This is a genomic window from Bradyrhizobium sp. McL0615 (genome assembly GCF_049993905.1).
GTDB lineage: Bacteria > Pseudomonadota > Alphaproteobacteria > Rhizobiales > Xanthobacteraceae > Bradyrhizobium.
The window spans coordinates 2,141,862-2,163,659 of record NZ_CP188254.1 but is presented as its reverse complement, the minus strand read 5'-3'; the positions used below and the strand labels follow the sequence as shown (position 1 = coordinate 2,163,659).

Annotated in this window: 21 protein-coding genes and 1 pseudogene; 6 read left to right on the top strand and 16 right to left on the bottom strand. The window is 57.6% G+C overall.

Annotated elements, in window-relative coordinates; all coding sequences use genetic code 11:
• Window positions 1-8: 8 nt before the first annotated feature.
• Window positions 9-395 carry a DUF1330 domain-containing protein gene (locus ACPPVP_RS10405; RefSeq protein WP_426533784.1) on the bottom strand — a complete coding sequence of 129 codons (387 nt, stop codon included), beginning with the start codon at window positions 393-395 and terminating at the stop codon, window positions 9-11.
• A gap of 53 nt (window positions 396-448) precedes the next feature.
• The gene (locus tag ACPPVP_RS10400) at window positions 449-829 is read right to left on the bottom strand and encodes a DUF1330 domain-containing protein (RefSeq protein ID WP_426533782.1); all 381 of its coding nucleotides are present in this window, start codon (window positions 827-829) and stop codon (window positions 449-451) included.
• A 538-nt stretch (window positions 830-1,367) separates the two neighbouring features.
• Here ACPPVP_RS10400 and ACPPVP_RS10395 point away from each other — a divergent pair.
• Window positions 1,368-1,676, top strand: a complete 309-nt coding sequence (locus tag ACPPVP_RS10395) for a hypothetical protein (protein WP_426533780.1) — start codon at window positions 1,368-1,370, stop codon at window positions 1,674-1,676.
• A 71-nt stretch (window positions 1,677-1,747) separates the two neighbouring features.
• Here ACPPVP_RS10395 and ACPPVP_RS10390 read toward each other — a convergent pair.
• From ACPPVP_RS10390 to ACPPVP_RS10380, 3 genes and pseudogenes are all read right to left on the bottom strand, one after another.
• Window positions 1,748-4,850, bottom strand: a pseudogene (locus tag ACPPVP_RS10390) (DEAD/DEAH box helicase).
• Window positions 4,851-6,184: 1,334 nt separating this feature from the next.
• A complete protein-coding gene (locus ACPPVP_RS10385) occupies window positions 6,185-6,445 on the bottom strand; it encodes a GlsB/YeaQ/YmgE family stress response membrane protein (RefSeq protein WP_426533778.1) in 261 nt (86 codons plus the stop codon).
• Window positions 6,446-6,470: 25 nt separating this feature from the next.
• Window positions 6,471-6,929 (bottom strand): YidB family protein, encoded by a 459-nt coding sequence (locus ACPPVP_RS10380; RefSeq protein ID WP_426533776.1) that lies wholly within the window; start codon window positions 6,927-6,929, stop codon window positions 6,471-6,473.
• A gap of 277 nt (window positions 6,930-7,206) precedes the next feature.
• Here ACPPVP_RS10380 and ACPPVP_RS10375 point away from each other — a divergent pair, with 277 nt between their 5' ends.
• Window positions 7,207-7,686 carry a low affinity iron permease family protein gene (locus tag ACPPVP_RS10375; RefSeq protein ID WP_426533774.1) on the top strand — a complete coding sequence of 160 codons (480 nt, stop codon included), beginning with the start codon at window positions 7,207-7,209 and terminating at the stop codon, window positions 7,684-7,686.
• A 133-nt stretch (window positions 7,687-7,819) separates the two neighbouring features.
• Window positions 7,820-8,218: a DUF1003 domain-containing protein gene (locus ACPPVP_RS10370; protein ID WP_426537774.1), complete on the top strand. Its 399-nt coding sequence runs from the start codon at window positions 7,820-7,822 to the stop codon at window positions 8,216-8,218.
• A gap of 85 nt (window positions 8,219-8,303) precedes the next feature.
• Here ACPPVP_RS10370 and ACPPVP_RS10365 read toward each other — a convergent pair whose 3' ends face one another.
• Complete coding sequence (locus tag ACPPVP_RS10365; RefSeq protein ID WP_426533772.1) at window positions 8,304-8,648, bottom strand: response regulator; 345 nt, start codon at window positions 8,646-8,648, stop codon at window positions 8,304-8,306.
• Window positions 8,649-8,858: 210 nt separating this feature from the next.
• Window positions 8,859-9,677: an ATP-dependent Clp protease proteolytic subunit gene (locus ACPPVP_RS10360; RefSeq protein ID WP_426533770.1), complete on the bottom strand. Its 819-nt coding sequence runs from the start codon at window positions 9,675-9,677 to the stop codon at window positions 8,859-8,861.
• Window positions 9,678-10,592: 915 nt separating this feature from the next.
• Here ACPPVP_RS10360 and ACPPVP_RS10355 point away from each other — a divergent pair.
• The gene (locus ACPPVP_RS10355; protein WP_426533768.1) at window positions 10,593-10,733 is read left to right on the top strand and encodes a hypothetical protein; all 141 of its coding nucleotides are present in this window, start codon (window positions 10,593-10,595) and stop codon (window positions 10,731-10,733) included.
• Window positions 10,734-10,915: 182 nt separating this feature from the next.
• On the opposite strand, the gene ACPPVP_RS10350 is transcribed toward ACPPVP_RS10355, so the two are convergent.
• The 3 genes from ACPPVP_RS10350 to ACPPVP_RS10340 all read right to left on the bottom strand — a co-directional run bounded on the left by ACPPVP_RS10350 (window position 10,916) and on the right by ACPPVP_RS10340 (window position 12,347).
• Window positions 10,916-11,140: a hypothetical protein gene (locus tag ACPPVP_RS10350; protein ID WP_426533766.1), complete on the bottom strand. Its 225-nt coding sequence runs from the start codon at window positions 11,138-11,140 to the stop codon at window positions 10,916-10,918.
• Between the two features lie 340 nt (window positions 11,141-11,480).
• Window positions 11,481-11,687 (bottom strand): hypothetical protein, encoded by a 207-nt coding sequence (locus ACPPVP_RS10345; RefSeq protein ID WP_426533764.1) that lies wholly within the window; start codon window positions 11,685-11,687, stop codon window positions 11,481-11,483.
• Window positions 11,688-11,795: 108 nt separating this feature from the next.
• Window positions 11,796-12,347 carry a phasin family protein gene (locus ACPPVP_RS10340; RefSeq protein WP_426533762.1) on the bottom strand — a complete coding sequence of 184 codons (552 nt, stop codon included), beginning with the start codon at window positions 12,345-12,347 and terminating at the stop codon, window positions 11,796-11,798.
• A gap of 1,402 nt (window positions 12,348-13,749) precedes the next feature.
• Between ACPPVP_RS10340 and ACPPVP_RS10335 the strand changes: the two genes are divergently transcribed.
• Together ACPPVP_RS10335 and ACPPVP_RS10330 are read left to right on the top strand one after the other, a co-directional pair.
• On the top strand, window positions 13,750-14,241 hold the full coding sequence (locus ACPPVP_RS10335) for a nucleotidyltransferase family protein (protein ID WP_426533760.1): 492 nt from the start codon (window positions 13,750-13,752) through the stop codon (window positions 14,239-14,241).
• Window positions 14,242-15,482: 1,241 nt separating this feature from the next.
• Complete coding sequence (locus tag ACPPVP_RS10330; protein WP_426533758.1) at window positions 15,483-17,474, top strand: AI-2E family transporter; 1,992 nt, start codon at window positions 15,483-15,485, stop codon at window positions 17,472-17,474.
• Between the two features lie 972 nt (window positions 17,475-18,446).
• On the opposite strand, the gene ACPPVP_RS10325 is transcribed toward ACPPVP_RS10330, so the two are convergent.
• The 6 genes from ACPPVP_RS10325 to ACPPVP_RS10300 form a co-directional block, all read right to left on the bottom strand.
• The gene (locus ACPPVP_RS10325) at window positions 18,447-18,611 is read right to left on the bottom strand and encodes a hypothetical protein (RefSeq protein ID WP_426533756.1); all 165 of its coding nucleotides are present in this window, start codon (window positions 18,609-18,611) and stop codon (window positions 18,447-18,449) included.
• Between the two features lie 51 nt (window positions 18,612-18,662).
• Window positions 18,663-18,848, bottom strand: a complete 186-nt coding sequence (locus ACPPVP_RS10320; RefSeq protein WP_426533754.1) for a hypothetical protein — start codon at window positions 18,846-18,848, stop codon at window positions 18,663-18,665.
• An 801-nt stretch (window positions 18,849-19,649) separates the two neighbouring features.
• Window positions 19,650-19,799 (bottom strand): hypothetical protein, encoded by a 150-nt coding sequence (locus ACPPVP_RS10315; RefSeq protein ID WP_426533752.1) that lies wholly within the window; start codon window positions 19,797-19,799, stop codon window positions 19,650-19,652.
• Between the two features lie 52 nt (window positions 19,800-19,851).
• Entirely contained in the window at window positions 19,852-20,451 is a 600-nt protein-coding gene (locus tag ACPPVP_RS10310) for a hypothetical protein (protein WP_426533750.1), read from the bottom strand.
• 87 nt (window positions 20,452-20,538) lie between these two features.
• Window positions 20,539-20,958 (bottom strand): AI-2E family transporter, encoded by a 420-nt coding sequence (locus tag ACPPVP_RS10305; RefSeq protein ID WP_426533748.1) that lies wholly within the window; start codon window positions 20,956-20,958, stop codon window positions 20,539-20,541.
• Window positions 20,955-21,680, bottom strand: coding sequence for an AI-2E family transporter (locus ACPPVP_RS10300; RefSeq protein WP_426533746.1), 726 nt, complete (start codon window positions 21,678-21,680; stop codon window positions 20,955-20,957). The genes ACPPVP_RS10305 and ACPPVP_RS10300 overlap by 4 nt, the downstream gene beginning before the upstream one ends.
• Window positions 21,681-21,798 lie beyond the last annotated feature (118 nt).

Below are 21,798 nucleotides of genomic sequence, written 5' to 3'. Positions count from 1 at the left end.
TACTTGGGCTATTGCGGCAGTCCTTCAACGACGTAGGCGCGGAACGTCGCATACTTGTCGCCAATTTTCCGAGCTTCTGTGTATTCGACTCCAGTGCGCCAAGCTTTCGCTTTCTCGAGGCTGTCAAAAACATTAATAGTAACGCGCGACGTTTGCGGAGCCCCTTCAAGCGAAGTCACGTTTTGACTGGCAGCAACGGCTTTACCGCCCGCATTCTTGATGCTCGCCCGAGCTAACGGGACAAATTCTTTGGCGTAGGCATCGACGTTCGTCACAGTGTTTTCACCCACGACATACACTGGCGGTTTAGCCTGAGCATGAAGGCCCTGTATGGCAGCTCCACCGATGGCTGCGCCAGCGATGAGCGCGATAGCCACCTTGTAATTCGTTTTCATGACATTCTCCCTGATCGATTGATTGCTTCTTTCCGGGCTGGTATCGGAAAGCGCTACTTCTCGACTTCGACGACGTAACGCCGGATCACCTTGGTTGCCTTGTCACGCTGGGGTGCAAGGTCGGTCCATGCTTTCGACTTGTAGAATGCCACTGCGTCATCCACGCTGTCCCATTCGACGATGGCCGCACTCTTGGGAGGCGACCCGCCCTCTATTTGAACAACTCGACCGGCCGCGGTGCGTAAGGCTCTACCATGCGCTGCCTCAATCGCCTTCCGGGCGGCAGGGAGGTATGCGGCTTGGGCGGCGGGATCGAGGATTTCGGTCTCGCCAACTGAGTAGGCTTTCATCTTGGCTCCTTGAGCGTGGAGACCCTGGAGCGCAATAGCTCCAATTGCGACACCAGCGAGCAGTGCAATTGCATAAGTTTTCATGACTGACTCCCAGTTGCTTGCCGATAATTCGGCAGCCAACATTACTGCAACTTGAGACAGCGTAGTGAGCAATCTAGGACGCCTGACTCGGAATTAGTCCGGCAGCACTCTGCGTCCATAACAACGCAACATGGTAGCGGTATGGAAGTCACACAGGGAACGCCCGCTATGGGTCAAAATGCGACCTCGACCGGCCGGCGTGGCAGGTCCGTTCTGGCAGTAGGAGCGGACATGCCCGTGACCGGCCGCTTTGCGCCAGAAGTGGACGCTTGGGTGAGATAAAAGGTCAAAACGGTTTGAAGCTATGGTCTTCGTCTCGCTACAGAACGGCGGAAGGCGGGTTTGGAGAAGCTGTCATGCCCACGCCTCCGCCGGCGGAATATTGCGGAAGTTCGGCGGGCCCCGACTCTGCAAGGGGAAAGCGTTTCAATTCGGAGATAATCTAACCAACGATCGAATCAATGATTTGCGGCGGTTCGAGGCGTGCGACCCGCCTCGATCGGGTCAGTGACAGGCAGCATCTGCAGAGAGAACACGTATGACGAACTCCGAGGATCAACCGCCCCCCGCAGTCGGGGCCTATTGGATCAAGGAGGAAGATTATCCGTCGTTGCTGCAACTTTTCGACGATGGTTACAAGATGCCACCGAGCTGGAAAGAATGGCTGAAGATGGCCGAGGAAATGGAGCACGGGCTCAAGGCCTATGGACACGTCGTGCTTCGTGTTTTTATCGACCCCGCCACATTCCGGGACTGGTGCGCCGCCCATGGCACAAGCCCGGGCAGCGCCGGACGTAGAAAGTTCGTCGCGGCGGCGGTAACCGAGAGATATGGCCGACAGGCCTAACCAGCACCGCGGCCGCTTTGCGCCACAAGCAGGCCTCTCAGCACCGAACTCAATTGCGTCCGGGACCGTCCTTACTCGTCCAAAATCCCGATAAATTCCTCGATCCGTTCAAATGGCTTCTCATCTTGTTTGCTGAAATACACAACGCGATCTCCATCACGCCGCATTAATTTCGATTTCACTTTGCGCAGGAGGCCGGGCAGGAATGTCGCGGCAACGGCCTCGGGTCCGTCGTCCAGCCTCGTGATACCCCGCCGCTTGCAATCAAGCCTCAGCCTCGCCACCAAAAAGAAATCGCGTGCTCCTGCCGGTAACGGGCCGAAGCGCCGCGCCGTTTCTTCCTCTAGATCTTCCAGATCGTCCTCGCGTCGACACCTGGCGACGCGGCCGTAGATTTCGAGACGCATGTTATTTGATTGCACGTAGCTTGGCGGTAGCATCTCCGCGATCGGCAGGTTCAGATCGGGGACCCATAGATCGCCTGCTCTGTCGTCGGTCTTCTCCGAAGCGTGCTTCAGGAGGTGGCTGTAAAGTACCGGTCCGAAAACCTGCAAATGGCCGGACTGTCGCTCCGAGAAAAGATCTCCCGCTCCTCTGAGGTCCAGATCGCGCTCGCTGATGGCGAAACCGGCGCCGGGTTTACTGAACTCTTCCAGAACGGCAAGACGCTTTTCGGAGTGTCCCGAGCTCGTCTCGGACAGCAGATAAGCAAAAGCGCGTGTGCCGCCCCGTCCGACCCGGCCCCTCAGCTGATGGAGTTGAGCCAGGCCGAACTTTTCTGGCCAGCAGACGACCATGGTGTTTGCACGGGGAATGTCGAGGCCGCTCTCCACGATATTGGTCGCCAGGAGAACGTCTGCCTCCGCTTCGACAAAACTCATCATGCGATCGTCAATCTCATCGGCAGGCAATCTGCCGTGAAGACAGACGATACGGAGATCAGGTGCCGCCGCCTGCACCCGCGCCAACATCGGCTCCAGATCCTGAATGCGAGGACAAATCAGGAAACTTTGACCGCGTCGCCTCTGCTCGCGCAGCAATGCCGCGGCGATCGCCGCGTCCGACAGGGGAGCAACCTTCGTGACGATCGGCAGCCGATGAACGGGCGGTGTCGCGATCACGCTAAGGTCTCTAAAGCCCGCGAGGCCCGCCGCAAGCGTGCGCGGTATGGGCGTGGCGCTCATCCAAAGCGTGTGAACTCCTTTGGTCAGGCTAGATAGTTTGACCTTTTCCGCAGCCCCGAAATGCTGTTCCTCGTCGATGATGACGAGGCCAAGATCGCCGAATTTCACGTCCTTCGAAACAAGGGCCTGCGTGCCGACAACGACCTTCAGTTTCCCGCGGCGCAGCCCCTCCTTCGTCTGTCTCGCTTCCGCAGCCGACGTCACCCGCGATAGGTTTCCGACTTCGATGCCGAGCGGACCGAACCGTTTGCGGAAGGTCGCGACGTGCTGCCTGGCCAGAACGGTTGTCGGAACCGCGATAGCGACCTGTTTCCCCGACAGCGCGACCATCGCAGCCGCGCGCAAGGCGACCTCGGTCTTGCCGAAGCCGACATCTCCGCAGATGACCCGGTCCATGGGATGACCGGACACGAGATCGTCCAGGACGTCCTGAATCGCCTTGGCCTGGTCGGGCGTCGTGAAATACGGGAAACGCGTTACGAATCTCTCGTAGGCGGGCCCCGGAGCGACCAGCTTGGGAGCGCGCCGGCGGCGCCGCTGGGCGTTACGTTTCGCAAGATCCTTGGCCGCGCTCCGGATTTCGAGCTCGCCTCGCCACGTCTCCCCCACCACGTGCTTCCGTCCGCCTTGTCGAGCGTCAGCTTGCCGAGTTCTCCAGCGTAGGGCCAGATCAGGGCGAGATCGGCGGGTGGAACGAGACGGCGTCGTCACCTGCGAATTCAATCCTGACCATCTCGCGGGCCGCCCCTTTCCCCGCGTCGAAGGTCTGCAAGCCCTCCAGCAGCGCCAGTCCTCGCTGGAGATGAACCACGATTTGACCCGGCTCCGGCACATTCGGATGTTCGAAAGCCGGCGCCCAGGCTCGAGCCATCGGCTGCGGGTGTTGGGCTCTGCTGCCGAGCACATCGGAGGCTGTCACCACGACGAGAGGCTTGCGCCCCGTCTCGACGAAGCCGGCGTCGAAGTCGGCCAGAAGCGCACCCTCGCGGCTACGCCGTTCCTTCACCTCGTCCCAGCCGGCCAAACGCTCGGCCCTGATCCCACTCATGCGCTCCATAGCGCGCAGGTCCTCCTCAACCGCGGCAACAAGGAGCAGTCGGGATCCGGTGCGTTGCGTATCGGCGACAAAGGCGCGGAGCGCTTTCCTTGGCGCCGCCATCTTCGAGAAGTCAGGCGTCGGCGCGAAGCCCGCCTTGCGAGGCAGCGTGCTCAGATGCTTCGCCAGCTTCTTCCACCCACCTCGCCCCAGATACTCGCGCTCAACTTCCTTCTGACCGGCCGCCTCCTCGATTGTGCTCAGCCAGCCATCGGCATGGCCAGAGATTCCTGCATCCGCGATCCATCGCGCCCGGCCGCAGTAGTCGGGCAACGTGGCGCGCTGTCCCCGTTTTCCCTCCAGGGCAAGGCGCTCGAACATCGGATCGACGACCAGTTCCCTTACCTCGAACATGACCTCATGCTCTTCCGGGTTTACGGCGACGATCTTGCGGATTACATTCTCTGCGTGCTCGATGCGGAACGGATTGAGGGCGCCGGCTGGAAAAATCTCGAACGTCTTGCCGTGGAAGAGCGCCGTTCCAGGAAATTCTGCCTCTTCGTCGAGATCGTAGCCAAGAGCCTCCAGACGGATCTGCAGATCCTGCTCGGCATACTTCGCACCCACCTTCAAAATTATGCTCAGGCGACTCAGACTTTCTGGTGGCGGCAGGCGCTCCATGATCGCCTCCGCCGTCGACACCAGGAACACGGGTTTCTTCGACTTGGCGATACGCCGCAACACCGAGCTCCGTCTGCCGGCGATCTCGCGGGACGGCTCGAGTCCATCGAACGGGAGGTTGTTCAGTCTCGGAAACACCAGAACGCCGGGGGACCGGTCGAGTGAATGAACTATGCTGGCGAGCCGTTCCGCCCTGTTCTCCTCTCCGGCAAGAAATACGACACCGTCGCGGCCGCTCTTTTTCCATTGCTGGAGGAGATGAAGCGCCAACATACCGAGCGGCGAAGAAGAGGAGATCGCAGCACGCGCAAGACTGCCAGTCTTCTTCGACGCGGGAGCGGCGCGGGCTTTCTCGGCTTTCTTCACAAATTTACAATCTCATTCCAGGAGCACCTACAGGCATGACGACCACGGGCCCTCGCCTGCAGCATTTGGCGAGGTTCGGTCGCGGTTTTACAAAAGCCTCAAAAACAGCGGCACAAGCAAGCATTAATCGGCAGCCCACGGTTTAAGGTCATTTCCTGCGCATGACGGCCAGTTTTTCGCGGAAGCGCAGATAGGTTGCTGGCGGGCTCTAGCTCCATGCTGCAGCCCGAGCCTAACAGGAAAGTCTCGGCCCACGCGGTTAACGATCCCTCGGGCGCTAAGTGCCGTCTAGAGTCGACCGCCGAACATGTCAAATGCGTAGCGGAGGCGGTCGGCTAGACGCGGAAAATATGAGGCGGATTCAGCTCCGACCAGGGTCCGTTGCTGCACAAAGGACAGAGCGCGCAGTTTGCTCGGCGACATGTGGCCAAATTTGACGGCTTCAGGATAGTTCTCGATTCGGGCGGGACCGGGAGATTGAAACGATGGACCGCGTCCTTCGCATTTGCGTTGCGATAGCCTTTATTTCGATATCGGCTTTGGCCGAGACATGCGGCGGACGGACCGCCTCCGGACACCGCATGAACCCGAGCGCGGTGACCGCGGCTCTTCGCCGCAAACCATTTAGCTCGCAAGTTACAGTCACTTCACAGAAAAGCGGACGCAGTGTCGCCGTCCGCATTCGATGATCGCGGCCCGTCATCAAGGGGCCGCTTATCGACATATCCACTGGCGCGGCGGATGCGCTCGGGAATGTGGCATTGGAAGAGTTTCGCTCAACTGAGCATCGCGGATTCGGCTGTGTCGTCTGACAAAGCCACAAGCGTTACGTGGTCTGGTGCAAGGCTTGCGTCGTCTCTGGATTGCACGGACTTTAGCTCGCGCCTTGCGAGTTAGTTATATGCACCTCCCAACCCGCCCTGTTCAGGCTGCGAGCCTTTGACACTGCTGCTGCGGTTTCAACCGCAGCGTCTGTACCAAGTGTCCATCTTTGGAAGCGTGGATCGTAAACGTCATGATCGCCTCCTCGCGCCCTCAGGCGAAGGCGATCACAAGCGTGATGCAGGAGCAAGAAAAAGTCTTTCCGCAATGAGGTCGGGGGAGATCGCAATCACTCCACGGCGGCCTAATCAGGCAGCCTGCGCAGCTGCTCGCTTGTCGGCGTCTAAACGAATCGGGGCGGACCGCCGGCTATTCCGTCGTGCCGCCCCGATCGTCACATCTCAACAGAAGTGAATTGCTCAGTAAGCCCGGCGCCGGCCTGCGATAGCGCTGTAAGCAAATAAGACCACAACGGCGCCTACCACTGCGCCGATCAGGCCGGCGCCTTCGCCGGGCCGATACCATCCGAAAGCTTGCCCTAAAAACGTCGCCACGAACGCGCCGACGATGCCGAGGATGGTCGTAAGAATGAAACCTGACGGCTCGTTGTCGCCGGGCATGAGGAATTTCGCGATGATGCCGGCCACGAAACCGATAATGATCGTCCAAATGATACCCATGAATTGATCCTCGAGTTGAAGAGTGTCAGTTTGGAAGGCGCCCGTCAGGCGTGTACTGATCAACGGCTGCAGGCAGCTCTCGTGAAAGTCTCGCCAGCAGTTCTTCTTGAGACAGGCCCGTTTGCTGCTCCAGCGCGGCCAATACATCGGCCCCAATTGCCTGTTTTAATTGAGGTGGAGGAAGCTCCTTATTCGGACCCTTGTTGATCCAGGACTCCGCGGCGTCTCCTTGCCCGTTCTGCTTGAACCGTTCGAGCAATTCGCCCAGCCCTCCGCCCAGTAGGCCTCCGGCTCCCCCGCCAGCGAGGGCTCCCCCCAGATTGCCGAGCAGGCTACCCAGTGGGCCTTGCTGGTTGCCGGCGCCTGCCGGCGTATTGTTGTCGGTAGCGCCCTTCAGAAACTCTCCGAGTTTATCCCTGTTCTGGTACCCAGCTATTGCGAGCAGGCCCAGTAAGGCCGTCATCGATGGCAAGCCGCGAGACATGTTGGCACCCTCCATTGGATCTCGGCGCAGCAACGTTCCATACTGTGTGGGGGTTCCACGGATGTATCGCCTCACCGTCGTCGATTTGGTTGCCAACGGCCCCACCGCAGCCGGGCTTCGTCAGGACTGGTTGGGCCGGGGAGTATTCGCTGAGGGAATCCTGAACGTCACCGCGATGTCTCGGGCCGCCCCTGGAGGTTTCGCGCTTGGAACCCAAGGGTTCTGCACACGTTAGCCCTCGGAAATGCCCAATTGATCAACACAACGGGAGAGGTGGATGCCGGCGCCGAAGCGTGGGAAGGCTGGCGGCGAGGGCCAAGCGAACAATAATGGCGCTGCGCATCTCTTTGGCGAGATTGCAAACGGTACATCCCAAGCTGCCGGCCGCGCGCTTACATTTCTGATAGCCGCAGGCGTTGTTGTGCTGTGGGCACTGTCGGGACCGATTTTTCATTATTCCGACACGTGGCAGCTCGTCATCAACACCGGTACGACGATCGTTACCTTCCTGATGGTCTTTTTGATCCAGAACTCGCAGAACCGGGACAGCGCCGCCATCCAGGTCAAGCTGGACGAACTGATCCGTGTCAGCACGGCGCACAATTCCTTCGTTGGCATCGAGCATCTCTCCGATGATGAACTCGGGGAAATCCGGACCAAATGCGAGCGCCGGGCTCAAGCCGAGAAGGCAGGTCAAGAATCTATCGAACGGACCGGAAAGAAGGCGAAACTGGCCGCCGAGCGTGTTATCGGATAGCGGCCGTGCGGGTCAGGAAAACACAGCCGTTTGACCGTGGGACCATTACCAAGAACATCGAGGCTATTCTAAAGCTCGAGGAAGACGACGAACGAAAGTTGTCCTCGCTTCACCGCGTCTCCCGCAAGGTAGGCTGGTTCGTTGGCACGATTTATTTCCTGATTATTCAGGCGGTCTTATCCTCCTGTGGCTCATTTGGAATGCCTTTGCGGTTCGATCTTTCGATCCGTATCCATTTCCGCTTCTTTCCGCAGTCCTCGCTCTCGAAGCGGTGTTCTTGACGTCCTTCGTTCTGATCCGTCAAAATTCGATGGATCGTCAGTCAGAGCGAAGAAATCACCTCGACCTGCAGATCAATCTGCTGGCGGAAAAGGAAGCGACAAGCATTCTCAGGGCCCTTAGCGAAATCGCGAAGCATTTCCAAATCGATCTATCGACCGACGCAGAGTCTCAAGAGGTGACTGAGGATATCGCGGTTGAGCGCATCGCGAGCGACCTTCGTTCCAAGGAGAAGGCTTCCCCGGAGCTCTAGTCGCTATTGCCCGCAGCACGCCGGATACCAGCGCCATCACCACAGACACCCTTCATCGCCAAAAGCCGCGCGAGGGTGGTGGCCTTCAAACGAGCGCCGCCTCCAACAGATCGTTCGGGCGGTAAGGCTTCAGAAAAAACCTGGTGTCCTGCGGAATGTAGGGCGGATTATTTCCCGAGATCATCACGACGTTGAGGTGAGGGAACATGCGCTTGGCATACTGCGCCAGCTCTACACCGGACATGCCGCCACCGAGGTTGACGTCGGTTACCAGCGCGACAAGCTCTGTGCCGGTGGATGCCAGAACCAGTTCTGCGGTTTCCGCGGAGCTACACTCAACCACTTCAAGGCCGTGGTCTCTCAGGAGTTCGGCGATAACTTCCCGTTGGAATGCATCGTCCTCGACAACTAAAGCGATGAAATTCGGCATTTTTGCCTCCATTTATCGAGGCTAATCCGCTCAATTGTAATTGGTTCATGCCGTCTCTCAAAGAACCCATTGCAGACTGTTTCGCGTGTCGTTGTGGTTAAGGCCGCAGCGAGCCAAGGGTCGAAGCTTCTCGTAAGCCTGCAGGAACCATCCCTGCGCCGGCAGCTTGGTCTTCAACAGAGGATCAGAACATGGACAAAACAGCACGACTCATCGGCGTCGACGCAGGAAAGCAGGTTCCGCCGCGGCGTCACGACGCCGGTAGCGGGGCAAACGAAACGTCAGATGGTTTGGATGCAACCAGCGAAGCGTGCTCTGGCGATTGTTTGGTTCGTGTTTTTTCGCACGTAGCAAAATTAAAAGCGGGACAGCCATGCGCGATCGCGCATCTTCCTCACTTTGATCGTTCAACCAAAACATTTGGCTGGCAGGTGTCGAAACCATACGCTCGACAATTCCAGAAGGGACGCCCAACAGATTTGCTATCCGGCCCATCGCTTCAGTAGCTTTGATCTCTATTTGATTATTATCGCCAGAGGCCATCGTCGCCGCGTGTACTCCCACTCTCGCTCCATTCTGAACGGCTTTGGTTGAACCCGCTGCAAAGATAAGAAAGCAAGCAGACGCGCAGATACTGCGTTTCGCAACGCTGGTATTAAGCGATGCGGCGCGGACAACTCTAGCTAGGCTGGTTCCTTCATATAAGCTTCCACCGATCGAATTAAGCTGGATTTCGAATATGGAGAAATTTGCTAATTGAGCGCTTTGTATTTCCAGCCTGAACGCTTCGGCGTCACCTTCCACGATTTCTCCGGCGATCGAAATCGCGACAGTCTTATCAGCTGTTGCGTGGCGCTCGATTTCGGCGCTGCTCACGGGCAGGACGTTAAGTATGGTTAGCAACGCTATCCCGAAACTTATACGAACAATCATTCCGCCCGTAGCTATGCTCAACCGCGCAATTAAATAGGCAAGGCGATTTATTGCCGCTAAGCCGCTTCGGTCGTTGAACGACGGCGGTTCGATCAACAGCCCTTGCAGATGCTTTTAATTTTCTTGTCGACGACCTGATCTTCCGCTCGAATCGCAGCGTCGCCGGGCATTTGGGGCCCTTGTGTGGTCGTACCGTCAATACGACCGCCGGTTTGCCCGCCAGGTCGATTGAGCGCAGAACCGGTAGTCTGGGAACCAGCACCTGTTGACGAGTTGCTGCTAGATGATCCTCCCGTGGCATTGGCGGTCCCAACGCTGTTGGTTCCAGGAGCCGTGGGGACTTTGCTTGCGTTTCCGGCGCCGCTTGGGTCACTACCGGAATTGTTGTTACCTCCAAGATTGGCGGGGCCATTAGGAACCCCACTTACCGCTTGAGAGCCCGCTCCCGCGGATCCAGCGCCCGGGGTGCCTGCCGCGCTTTGACTCCCTGCAGTCGGACCACTCGCCGCGCCAGTCGCAGTTGTCCCAGCACTTGTGCCGCCTGAAGATGCGCCTCCACCCGTACCGCCGCCGCCTCCTGCACCGCCGCCACCTCCGCCCCCGCCACTTTGAGCGTATGCGGGGACGATCGGCGACGCCAACAAGCCAATGAGTAACAATCTGGAAAGCATAGCCATTGCGAGATCCTCCGTTTGGCGATCAACGAACTCGTCAGGCACCCGTTCCTAGCGGGGCGAACGATCGCGGCAGAACGCAATCGAGAGGCACTTACCGAAGATAGAAAAACTCACGAACTGACGGCCAAAGCGCCCTCACACTCTTTTCGGCTCAGATGGAGTAGTGGCTAATGCTGGTTGGATTCCAGGTGTAGAAATAGACCGACAGCGAATATTGCCAAGCAGGCCAAGGCTGCTCTCGAGCCAACACGGTGAATATGACGAATGCAGCGGTGATGAAGCCGTCATATTCTTGGCCGCTGTTTCATGGGCTTACTTCCAGAGGATTCTCCGTATGGATAACGCCTTCGCCCAGATGGCGGCGAACCAATCCAACATCAAGACCTTTGGCTTTACCAGTCTGAACAGCCTCTCAGTTATTAGCAAACTCATCACGTACGCTGCAGCGATAGTGGCCGCTCCCGAAAGCCAATGACCTTTACCTGCGACTACGAGGGCGATAATCTTTAGCGGTTCGATCATTCCAAGCGGCACGAGCAGCAAAAGCAACGACTGGTATGGGCCTAACTGTTGAACTCGTCGGCGGAAACCAGCCCATACGGTCAGTTTACGTCGGACCGGAGGGTGGACCACAAGCGGCATGCTGAGGACCGCCCGTTATTTTGAAGACTGGTTAGGCGCCTGCGGGGACGATTTTGCGGCGTCGGCCTTGTTCGCCTCATGATGTCCAACCACACAACCGGCTACCGCACCTAATTTACCATGTCCGACAGTCGATCCGGCGACACCGCCTACTATGGCTCCCTTTATGCAGCCTTTTGCATATACGGACGACGAAATCGCAAACGTCAGAACGGCTACCGTCAAAAGTAATCTCTTCATGTTTTTCTCCGGGGGAAGGACGAGGTATTCGCAGGGTAACGAGCTGTCGTCCTCGACGTTCCGTGACCAGGTGAAAGAACCAATCTGTCTGCGCCATTGCCGCCAAAGGACGCAGTTGCTGAGAGCTGGCAACCGAAGACAACGTGGGCCGGTCAGGTGTCGGCGTAACATCATCAAAGGTTCTAGCGGCGACGTTGGTCGGAACTAGGCAACCTGGGGCACCCTTGCTTCTCTTTGATGCCAACTAACAGAGCCCCTATGAGATTGCTTACAGTCCTGCTGATTGGAACATCGCTGTCTCTTGCCGGATGTGGGAAAGACCCCGGCCCAAGAAGCCGCCTTAGACTTGTCCACCGCGCTTAGCCACGCGAAGATCAACTTGATCGTTTGGAATATTCGGTGCGTCAAATACCGATGACTGAACTGGCAGCCGGGCCTCAATAATATGAGAGGGCGCATCAAGATAGCGCCTCACCGCTTCTTCGGCCGCCTGCCGATCAGAGACACGAGCATAATAGGTTTCCGACGTCCCGATATCGTCCAACATTCTCGCCCTAACGTCTCCCGCCCAGCCGCTTGATATAACTTCTCACCCCGAACTCGAGTACCAAATGCTCCTGTTCAGCCGCAATGACTCAACAAGTTACAAAATGGCTTACTCAGGTTTGCCGACTTCTCTTGCAGCGCCGCTTAATTTACCTTTTCGATTTGTAACAAGAACCGCACTTAATTCGGCAAGTTCTTTCGAGTGCTTCCGGAACATGGCGCTCCGCTTACTTGTGAATTCTGCAGTGACACTGAGAAATTCCGCGGGCGACCTAATCGCCGCTAACCTCTGAGCGAACTCAAAAGCAAATTGCATGTTGGCGTGTGCCACCTCCAGCACCTTCCCTTGAAAGGCTCGGAGGTTTGCCGAAGCTGAAGAAAAATCAAATCCATTTGTTGAATCGTCATCGCGCCGGTCTTGTAAAGGTGTCGCCGGCTCCCGGCGAACCTCTTGTTGAAAGGCTGTCGTTGTCGAACCATCCACCAAAGCCTGTTGTTCGTTATGTCGCTCAGGGAGCGATTCAGTCGAGGCGGCCGCAACTGTGCGCAGACGACTGTCTTTCGGACTTCTGATAACAGCCTGAGCGGCCCGCTGGGCCTTGGCGGGAATTTTTAAGCCACGGCTGTGCTTTGACTTCGTCGCCGGTTTACGTTTACTCATTTGACACTCCGAGGATTGATTGGGTCGCCCACGACCAGATTCGCGTAGGTCCGTATCCTGGCGTTCAAGCTAGGTTAAAATCCGCATCCGTAAATAGGAACCAGCGGCTACTCCCGATCTTAAGTCCCGCTGAGTTACCGATGGTCACTGGAGCGGTAGATTTCGGCTGCGGGCAGCAAGGAGCATAACCCGTCACTGCGCCGAGCGTTCCTAAGCGCTCGCGCCCGGGCGCTTGCAATCCGGCTCTCATTCTGGAGCCGCTAATTTCAAATTGCGCCTACCGAGCCAGATCGGGAAAATCAAGCTCCGCCAGCCACTGCGATCAACGGTTTCCACGCCCCCTCGGGCTGGGCAAGTCTGTCGGCAATCGCATAAGCTGCCGCTGGATTGACAGCCAGTCCGCAATGGCTTCCTTCCACCTCTATACTCTAGACTGAGCAGAGGTTTTCTCTACATAGCCTTGCCACGCGCAGATCCCGTCCGTACGACCCTTAATCGCCGTTGTAGGAACTGCTGGCGCAACCGATGCCGCAACGGCAAGTCTGGTTAGCAACGGCAGGTGCAGCCAATCGATAGTGCGTGGATTAAGGTTCGAAAACGCAGCTGCATGCAATCGGGGGCCTTTTTTTCGAACCTGCTTGCTGAGAAAAAGCGGCCATAAAGATTGCTACTGAAAGTTCCAAATTAGCCATCCAAGTAGGCCCCTGCTCCAATCTCTTGGCCCCGTGCCCGGGACTTAATTAAGCGACCCTCTTATCCGAACCCGGCACGCGCCGTTGGGAACTTGTTTGGCGCGTGCTTCCTCAATCCTTACAAGCCCATTCCCATCGCAGCGCTCTTAGCGCTCTCGCATTCTCGTTTGTAAGATACGAGCACACCGCAGCGTTGTGTTTATCGTAGAGAATCAGCCATCGCCGTTCGTTTCGCGAGCGGAGTTCATCGGTCGGTTCAGGCACGAGACTCATAATCAGTTCGTCTAGACGCTCGAACTCCCGAGTTTCGTTCAGCGTCAACCCGATAAGGATGCGCTTGCCGTTAGCATCCAAGATGTAGTTGTCGTCGCACGCCATGCGTGCACATTTTCAATTGCGCGCCGTGCGAGCAAGGCGAGGATTAATTTAACCTTGCTTATCAACCCTACTCGGTACAATTGATTCCGCATTTGCAGATAAATCTAGTGATCGCGACAATGAAAGAACAGAGGCTACGGCCCGGAGCCGAAGCCCCCGGCCGGTTTTGTTTAAGCCGCTCTCTTTCCTGAACCCGGCACGCGCCGTTGATCACTTGTCTGGCGCGTGGTGTCTTCGAGACGCTTCAAGCGATCGGCCTCCATATCGAGCTTGTCAGCAAGAATGTTGGTTTGATTGTTGAAGCCCTGCGTAAGTATGCGGACAACTTCTGAATGGTCCGCCCCCGGCACTCGCCTATGCGAGAAGTGCGACCGACGAGCTTGTATTACAGACCGCACGGTCTGGGGACAGAACGCGATTTGAGAGTAAGTGATCCGCCGGCTGGTCGAACTGGCACTAAGGGTGAAGAAGTGGCGGGCGACCCTGTACCCTGTCTTGCAAAGCGAAAACTCAGCGCTTGGGGGATCGAACATGAGGCGACTGCCGCCATTTGGCTGTTCGGAAGCCGGGCGCGAGGAGATCATCAGCCTCACAGCGATTTTGATATCGCGCTTGAACTTATGCCGTCACAGGGTCCAGGGAAGGATTGGGCGTATACCGCGTATCATTTCAACGTCGCGAGATGGAAAAGCCAAATCAGCACGATTTTGAACAACCCAGTCGATCTCGTTTGTTATCGCGAAGATCTTGACTGCAAATTCGATCCTCGCAACGTGCTCATCTGGAGCAGATCATGCCTGCGTCGTCTCTACGATAAATGGTAGTCAACGCTTGTTCCAAGCCTCAACAGATTGATAATTTGCAAACCTGTCGTCAGCTGCGGAATCATCCGCGATGGCTTCGCAGCGGCGACACTCCCGATCGACAGACAGTTACCCGCTTGGCACTCCGGCGAAATGGATCGCCGACGGTCACGTGACCTGCAACATCCAATGCTCGGCAGAGTGCGATCGACGGATGGTCGACGTCCGGCTCGATACCTTGCCCCAGCACTTGCCGTGGTCGACGATCGCCCGCCGCCTCGTCTGCAAGGGATGCGGCACCGCAGGCTGTGTGCACATTGTGCCAAACTGGCATGACAGGACTGCCGCCGCCGTGCCATTCACCAAGCACTGGAAAACCTGAGACTCAACTTTTGAAACTAACCGCCGACCGACCCTTCGCTGACCCTGAAAAGGCCGCCCGTCGTTCCTCGACCACGCACATGCCTTCGAACCGATTCAGGATGGCCGGATCTATATCGAAAAGCTCAACGGCCCTTTCCTATTCGGCGACAAGGGCACGCCTGCGGAATACAGCGCCGGCTTGAAGCTCGCCGTGGAGCGGGGCTGGCTGCAGCTCCACGACAGCGGAACGTTCGTGAAGTTCACGGAAGCCGGCGCTGATCTGTTTGCCTGAGGCCGACTTAGCCGAATGGTAGAATTACTGATTGAGATGCCGCAAAATAAAGGTTGCGCCGTGTTGGATAGACCGTTTCCCAAACCTTCACGTACTTGAAGTGTGGCGTGAAAAAGCGACGCAGGTCTTCCTTATCCTTAAATTCATATTCGTGGAGAGCATTGCCTTTCTTACCGTCGGCAGCCTCGACTAGGGTGTAGCCGCTCAGGACACCTTCGCCGCGAGGTCAAGATTAGTTCCTGTCCTCACTCTCAGATTGTTGCGTTTTAAAACAACGCCCCACCAATGCATGTCCTGATCCCTGCCGCCAGTATTTCTGTTCCACACCACAGAGGCCGTGAGTGGCTGACGCAACTGCTGATCGATGCACCGGATCGCGAGCAGGGCAGCGGCATATCGCTAGTGAGCTGATTACGACGTGACTGCCTTTGACAGGCTTCAAGGCGGATTAGCAGCTTTCTTTCCCCTCGTAAGAAACCTTTGCTCGGCTCATCTATTGAGAAGTAGCGGCGGAACCGAAAACGGCAGCCCTAGCAAGCGCCGCGCGGAGTATTGTCCGAGCGGCTTTTTATGCAGGTGACGGCCGCCCGCGGGCTAGGGACAACAGATGAGGCCTCTCACTCGACAGCCATTTAAGGCCCGCAGCACTGAAGAGCTTCTGGCCCTGCTCGCCGCCGTGGCTACTGCCATTCTCGCCGTCATCATCGTCTCGATGCTCTATTTTGGCCGGGATATCTTCGTGCCCGTCGCTTTGGCTATTCTGCTGAGCTTCGTGCTTGCGCCACTGGTCGGTCTATTGCAGCGCATCAGTGTCCCTCGCGGATTGGCCGTCGTAAGCGTGGTCATACTCGCCTTCTCCCTGATTTTCGCGCTGGGTAGCCTTCTCGCCACGCAACTGACGCAACTAGCCGGAGATCTACCCCGGTACCAGTCGACGATCAGCGAAAAGATCCAGGCCTTCCGTGACACAAAAGCCGGTAGCGGCACCTTGGAGCGCGCCTCAGACATGCTGAAGGATCTCAGCAAGGAACTCGATAAACCTAAGGACGCATCATCTGCACGTGTGCCGGGCTCCGTGCTCGGTCCCAAGGTTTCGGGGCCGCCGGCACCTGTTCCTGTAGAAGTACGTCAGCCCGATCCTAGCGCGCTGGAAAGCCTGCGGACTTTGATATCCCCGCTGGTTCATCCCCTTGCGACAACCTTCATCATTATTATTTTCGTCATTTTCATTCTGCTTCAGCGAGAAGATCTTCGTAACCGGCTCATTCGGCTGGCGGGCTCATACGATCTGCAGCGTACGACAGCGGCGCTCGACGATGCCGCCAGCCGCCTCAGCCGGTTGTTCCTCACCCAGCTGATCCTGAACGGCGCATTTGGCGTGGTAATCGGGACAGGCCTTTGGCTCATAGGGACTCCAAGCGCGATCCTTTGGGGCATCCTGGCAGCAGCGCTTCGCTTCGTGCCCTATGTCGGCGCTGTCATCGCGGCTGCGTTTCCGCTGGCCTTGGCAGTGGCCGTCGATCCCGGCTGGTCAATGTTGCTCTGGACCCTCGCGCTTTTTCTCGTTGTGGAGCCGGTCGTGGGCCATGTCGTCGAGCCGATGGTTTACGGCCATAGCACCGGGCTTTCTCCTGTTGCCGTAGTCGTCTCGGCGACCTTTTGGACCGCACTTTGGGGGCCGATCGGGCTCGTCCTCGCGACGCCCCTCACGGTGTGCCTTGTGGTGCTCGGGCGTCATGTCGAGCGGCTGGAATTCCTTGACGTCATGTTCGGGGACCGGCCGGCTCTTTCGCCCCCCGAAATTTTTTACCAGCGGATGCTGGCGGGCGATCCGACGGAAGCGGCCGAAAAAGCCGAAGAGTTTCTGAAGGAACGGTCCCTGGCTTCGTACTATGACGATGTCGCCTTGAAGGGTCTCCAACTGGCGCAAGCCGATGCCGAGCGCGGCGCGCTTGACCACGAACGCCTCATCAAGATTCGAGACGCGGTGAGCGAATTCGCCGGTGATCTATCCGATCAGGATGACCGGCCGCCGCCGAAACGCGATTCAACTACCGATGCAGAAGCCTCGTCTGCGGTGGAAAGCGTTGCCGAAAATGCGGCCAATGAAACTTTACCCATCCTTGAGAAGGAAGCCCTCCCGCCGGAGTGGCTTGGTGAACATCCGATACTTTGCGTGGCGGGACGCAGCCTTCTCGACGAGGCTGCCGCAATTATGCTGGCCGAACTCTCGACGGCGCACGGACTAGCGGCCCGCGTAGAACCTGCGGAAGCGCTTTCTACGAGGAATGTGTTCAGCCTGGATACCACCGGCGTTACGATGGTCTGCCTTGTCTACCTCGATCCCAGTGGACCCGCGCACATGCGATACTCCGTTCGGCGACTGAGGCGAAAGTTACCGACGGCAACCATTATTCTGGGCTGTTGGCTCAAGGAGATCGACCCGGCTGCTTTGGAAGCGTTACGGGAAAACGCGAAGGCTGACCTCGTTGCATCCAGCGTTGCGGAAGCTGTCAGGCTCTGTATCGAGGCTGCGAGAGCAAAGGACCAACGTCAGGAAACTCTCGGGCAGGAAACATCCGCAACAGCAGCTGCGTGAGCTGATACGTCCCGATCTGTTTTGCGCAGAGCCAGCCCAAGCTCCATGCAGGGCAGGTCAATGAAACGCACGCGCCGTGCTCCACGTCAAAAATATTAAGTATCATTGGACTGCTCCAAAAGTCGGCCGGGTCACTACCGGTTGCAAGCCTGCCGCATTGCTCTCCGACGCACATCTCTGGGACCGATTCGTGGAGTCTTTATTCAATGCATCCACGGGCTACTGACGCAGCCCCGGGAAACGGTGGGCGCGTGGATCGCGAGCGGAACTCACCGGTGCGTCTGCGCGCCAAGGCGCATGACAAGCTGCCCAAGGGCGTCGCTCCGACCGCCGGCAGCAGTTTCGTGATCGACGAGACTTTTGAACCTATCCCGCCTGGGCGCGTCTACCCTACATGGGACAAGAACGGGAAATCTTGGCAATCGAAGCAAAGCTGGACCGCTGCCGCGAGCTCCAGCGCGAAACTGACTGCGACTTCACGACCGCGCATCTCCGACAGCTAGCGGCCGAGCTACAGGCCCAACTTCATCGCTTAGATGATCAGCACCGCCGTCTTGGTTATTGGGGATAGGCGGAACCGCTGCATGTCCTTCTCGACGCTGCCGGGTGCCCCTCAGTCCGTTTTTTCCAGCAGCTGACGTTGGAACATCGGCGGGTGATCAGGCCCCAGCCAACGCCACATCCTTTGACACCAGGCGGCACGGTCCTTCTGATGTTCGGCGACCGCGGTGGCGTGGCCGCGCTCCACCGACAGTGTTCGATTAAGTGAAGTTAGCCTCAACGGGACCGAGCAATTTGCGACCCCTGCGTCCCGAACGCAGTGAATATTCACTAAGTCATTGATTTTTTATAGCCGCGCCATCGGCTTTCGCCACGTTTTGTTCATGGCGGTTTCGGCCATTTCATTGCGATTTCATTGCCATGTTCTCGCTAGATTCTCGCTTCGAAGAGGGGGTTGGACCCCACTTCGAGTTAGTCCGCCTTCCGCCCCTTCTCTGCCAACCGCAGTTGCTCTTCCAACTCCTGCATCAACCGTGCGAGCCGCTCCTTCGTAAGAGGGTCAAAAGCCAAGTCCGCAATGCGCCTTGCCTGTTCCAGCCGCTTCTTCAGTTCTTTGCGGTCACTGCTTTCGGCCATAAGCGAAACTCCGTCTAAGATAGACGAAGGATCGCGGGAAATGGTTGCAAATTAGGGGGTCTTATTTTGATCCGGGAATACCGCGACCTTTCGGTCCAGCTCCCAAAGCTCAACGCCATGACCGACGGCCAACTCTTTGGCCCTCCCAATTCCCTCGGCGTCGTCTGCACAAATCAAATGGACGGCGTCGAAGAAATGACCATCCCTGTCGACCAAGTAGACGCGGTATTCGGTCATGGAAGCAGTTTCCAACATGGCGGTGAGCTAAGCGTTGCCGGTAATGTAAGGCAAGTTAACATTGTGCTGTGCTCTCGCTTCGCGGTAGTCTGATGCCAAGATGCAACAGCCCCTTCCACGACCTTATGGTCGCTAAGAAAAAGACTTGGACCGCCGATGAGAACGAGCGCCTGAAAGCTCTCGTGGCAAGGGATGCGTCCAACATCAAGGTCGCGGCCAAACTTGGACGCACAACACGCAGCCTCCGCGTGCAAGCTCGGAAGCCCGGCACACCCTTCCCGCGCATGAAAGACTATCGGAAAAAATTTCAGGACGGCCCAGTTAGCTCGTGGCGGCGGTATTAAGTTTCTAAAGCCGCGCTGCCATGGGTTGCATGACGACCTGCGATTAAACCGCCGAGCTGCCACCTTTTCCCGACACCTTAGTTTTACCGCCGGTTGGGACACTGGCTGCTTATTCGAAGTGTAGCGCGGCTTTCTTCGCTTCAAGCTCGGTTATAAGCTCGGCTGCGGCCTTCCGCGCCTGCTCGTCGCTGGTTCGACTCCGGAGCCACTTATAGCGGTCTATGGTCTCGTTGATCGACTCGCACTGATCGCACATGGGGCTCGCCGCTGGAACAGGCGGGAGCGTGCAGCACTCTCAGTCACCGAAAGTTGCCGAGGTCCGGTCGATGATGTCGGACAATAGGCGGGAACCCTAAAGGTTCAAAGCGGCTTTAGCGGCTGCAGTTCCGACGAAGAAAGCCATTCGCCAATATGCGACGCCGTATCATCAAAGGAACGGGAATGCCGGACTCTTCGGTTACGGCACCGACAACCGCGGCTGCTCTTCCGACTCTTGCACCAAACGTGTGAGCCGCTCCTTGGTGAGAGGATCAAGCGCCGAGCCCGCAATGCACTTTGCCTGCTCCAGCCGCTTCTTCAGTTCATCGCGATCACTGCTTTCGGTCATAACGCGAAACTCCGTCTAAGATGGATGAAGGTTCGCAGGAAATGGTTGCAATTTAGGTGGGCTTATTTTGATCCGGGAATACCGCGACCTTTCGGTCTAGCTCCCAAAGCTCAACGCCATGACCGATGGCCCACCCTTTGGCCTTCTCAATTGCTTCGGCGTCGTCCGCGCAAATCAAATGAACAGCGTCGAAGAAATGACCATCGCTGTCGACTAAGTAGACGCGGTATTCTGACATGGAACTCCTCACCTGCCACCCCGAAGTTTGGCCGTAAGAGCTAAGCGTTGGCCGGAAGGTGAAGCAGCCACCATTGTTGCAGAAGCTGACGATCGAGGCGTTCGAGCTGGCGATCAAGGAGGGCAAGCTGCTAAATTCAAAATATGGGACGCCGTCCTCCGAACTGAATGCCGCCAGCGCCGCTTGGCTAAAGCGCATCATGAATGTCGATGCCAAGGAAACGGCGTTTACGAGAGAGAACCAGGGTCGCGGTGGACTTTTGCATTTCACCTGCTGGCGAGCCTTGCAGGCTTCGGTAAAGACGGAAGCTTTGTCGTGCCCGACACGTCTTGGCCAATATCTCTGGACCAGCTGAATGACTTCCAGCTCAAGCCAGTACTCTACACCATAGCGCGCTGGCGCTACGCGGATCATATCGGTGCGCAGCTTGAACGCGATCGTCGGCGTTTATATCAACTTGCCGCACAATCCAACTGGCTCGCTGCTGGCCGCTGCAGAATTCTATTGTGGAACCGGCCGGTAGATCCACTCGCGCCAAACGGTCAGCAACGCCGCCATGATCACAGGCCCCAGAAACAATCCGAACAACCCGAAGGCAGCGAGGCCGCCGAAGATTCCGACAAAGGCGAGAAGAAACGGGAGACGCGCCGAGCCGCCGACCAGGGTTGGCCAGACGAAATGATCGCCGGCAAGCATGACGATCGCGCCCCAGCAAAATACGGCCGCGGCCGCGAACCCACTGCCGCCGCTGGAGACCAGGACCAACGCCGCCGTAGTGAAGGCGAGCCATGCACCAAACGGCAGCATCGCGAAAGCCGTCGTCAAAATCGTAAACATCACCGGATTCGGTACACCCGCCACGAGGAAACCAACGCCGATCAGCAATCCCTCGCCCACGGCGACCAGCACTGTGCCGTTCACCTGCCGCGCGTGGCATCGACCATTTTCTCGACCAGCCCCTCCCCGGCATCGCCAATAAGGCGGTCACACGTCTCGAGGAAGCGGCTCGCGATGGCGCGACCATTACGGAGCAGAAAGAACAAAGTCAGGAGCGAGAAGAGCAACAGGAACATCCGATGGAGCAGCTGTCCGCCAAACGTTTTGAAAAACTCCGACGCATTGTCAGCATTTACAGTTTGAAGCAGGGCGGTGGCAGCTTTCGGGTCCGAAAGGTTGGCGCGCCACCATGATTGCAGACTTTCCGCGGCAACCGGCAGACGAGCGACCCAATCCGGGACTTCAACCCCACTCTCGCGGGCCTGCTTGAGCCAACTCACGAGCACGTCGCCTTGCTGCGCGATCTGGTAGACGGCAAGCGACATCGGAGTGAACAGGACCAGCGCAACGATTGCGGTAAAGATGAACGCAGCCAGGCTGGAGGGACCGGAGGATAAGCGTGCCGCAAATTTGAGGTACAGCGGCCACAGGGCAACCGCGAGAATCGTGGCCCAGATCAGCGCCGGCAGAAAACCCGCGGCGGTCCACACCGCAAGACCAAACAGGACCAGGGCAAGCACGACCCGGGCATTCATGCGCGCGCCGGCGCCCAAAGGAAGAGGCTTCCTCTCCGTCCTGGCAGGCGCTTCGTCGATCCGCTCGGACGGCCGTTTTTTGGAAGCGGCTAAAACCACCCTTCTTGCCATCGCTTGTCGCGCCCCTATTGTCATGACAGAACTACAGGACGACCGTTCGGTTCCCGCTGGGAAAACGTGGCAATCCTACGAAAGACGGGCGGCGACGGGAAACTGTTCTAATTAGTTT

Coding starts and splice junctions, on each gene's coding strand:
- ACPPVP_RS10325 (WP_426533756.1), bottom strand. CDS start 18,611: ATGGCCGAAAGCAGTGACCGCAAAGAACTGAAGAAGCGGCTGGAACAG.
- ACPPVP_RS10315 (WP_426533752.1), bottom strand. CDS start 19,799: ATGACCGAAAGCAGTGATCGCGATGAACTGAAGAAGCGGCTGGAGCAG.
- ACPPVP_RS10400 (WP_426533782.1), bottom strand. CDS start 829: ATGAAAACTTATGCAATTGCACTGCTCGCTGGTGTCGCAATTGGAGCT.
- ACPPVP_RS10355 (WP_426533768.1), top strand. CDS start 10,593: ATGGATAACGCCTTCGCCCAGATGGCGGCGAACCAATCCAACATCAAG.
- ACPPVP_RS10365 (WP_426533772.1), bottom strand. CDS start 8,648: ATGCCGAATTTCATCGCTTTAGTTGTCGAGGACGATGCATTCCAACGG.
- ACPPVP_RS10310 (WP_426533750.1), bottom strand. CDS start 20,451: ATGATCCGCGTAGCGCCAGCGCGCTATGGTGTAGAGTACTGGCTTGAG.
- ACPPVP_RS10345 (WP_426533764.1), bottom strand. CDS start 11,687: ATGTTGGACGATATCGGGACGTCGGAAACCTATTATGCTCGTGTCTCT.
- ACPPVP_RS10330 (WP_426533758.1), top strand. CDS start 15,483: ATGAGGCCTCTCACTCGACAGCCATTTAAGGCCCGCAGCACTGAAGAG.
- ACPPVP_RS10335 (WP_426533760.1), top strand. CDS start 13,750: ATGGTCCGCCCCCGGCACTCGCCTATGCGAGAAGTGCGACCGACGAGC.
- ACPPVP_RS10350 (WP_426533766.1), bottom strand. CDS start 11,140: ATGAAGAGATTACTTTTGACGGTAGCCGTTCTGACGTTTGCGATTTCG.
- ACPPVP_RS10395 (WP_426533780.1), top strand. CDS start 1,368: ATGACGAACTCCGAGGATCAACCGCCCCCCGCAGTCGGGGCCTATTGG.
- ACPPVP_RS10380 (WP_426533776.1), bottom strand. CDS start 6,929: ATGTCTCGCGGCTTGCCATCGATGACGGCCTTACTGGGCCTGCTCGCA.
- ACPPVP_RS10320 (WP_426533754.1), bottom strand. CDS start 18,848: ATGACCGAATACCGCGTCTACTTGGTCGACAGGGATGGTCATTTCTTC.
- ACPPVP_RS10375 (WP_426533774.1), top strand. CDS start 7,207: ATGCCGGCGCCGAAGCGTGGGAAGGCTGGCGGCGAGGGCCAAGCGAAC.
- ACPPVP_RS10405 (WP_426533784.1), bottom strand. CDS start 395: ATGAAAACGAATTACAAGGTGGCTATCGCGCTCATCGCTGGCGCAGCC.
- ACPPVP_RS10385 (WP_426533778.1), bottom strand. CDS start 6,445: ATGGGTATCATTTGGACGATCATTATCGGTTTCGTGGCCGGCATCATC.
- ACPPVP_RS10340 (WP_426533762.1), bottom strand. CDS start 12,347: ATGAGTAAACGTAAACCGGCGACGAAGTCAAAGCACAGCCGTGGCTTA.
- ACPPVP_RS10300 (WP_426533746.1), bottom strand. CDS start 21,680: ATGGCAAGAAGGGTGGTTTTAGCCGCTTCCAAAAAACGGCCGTCCGAG.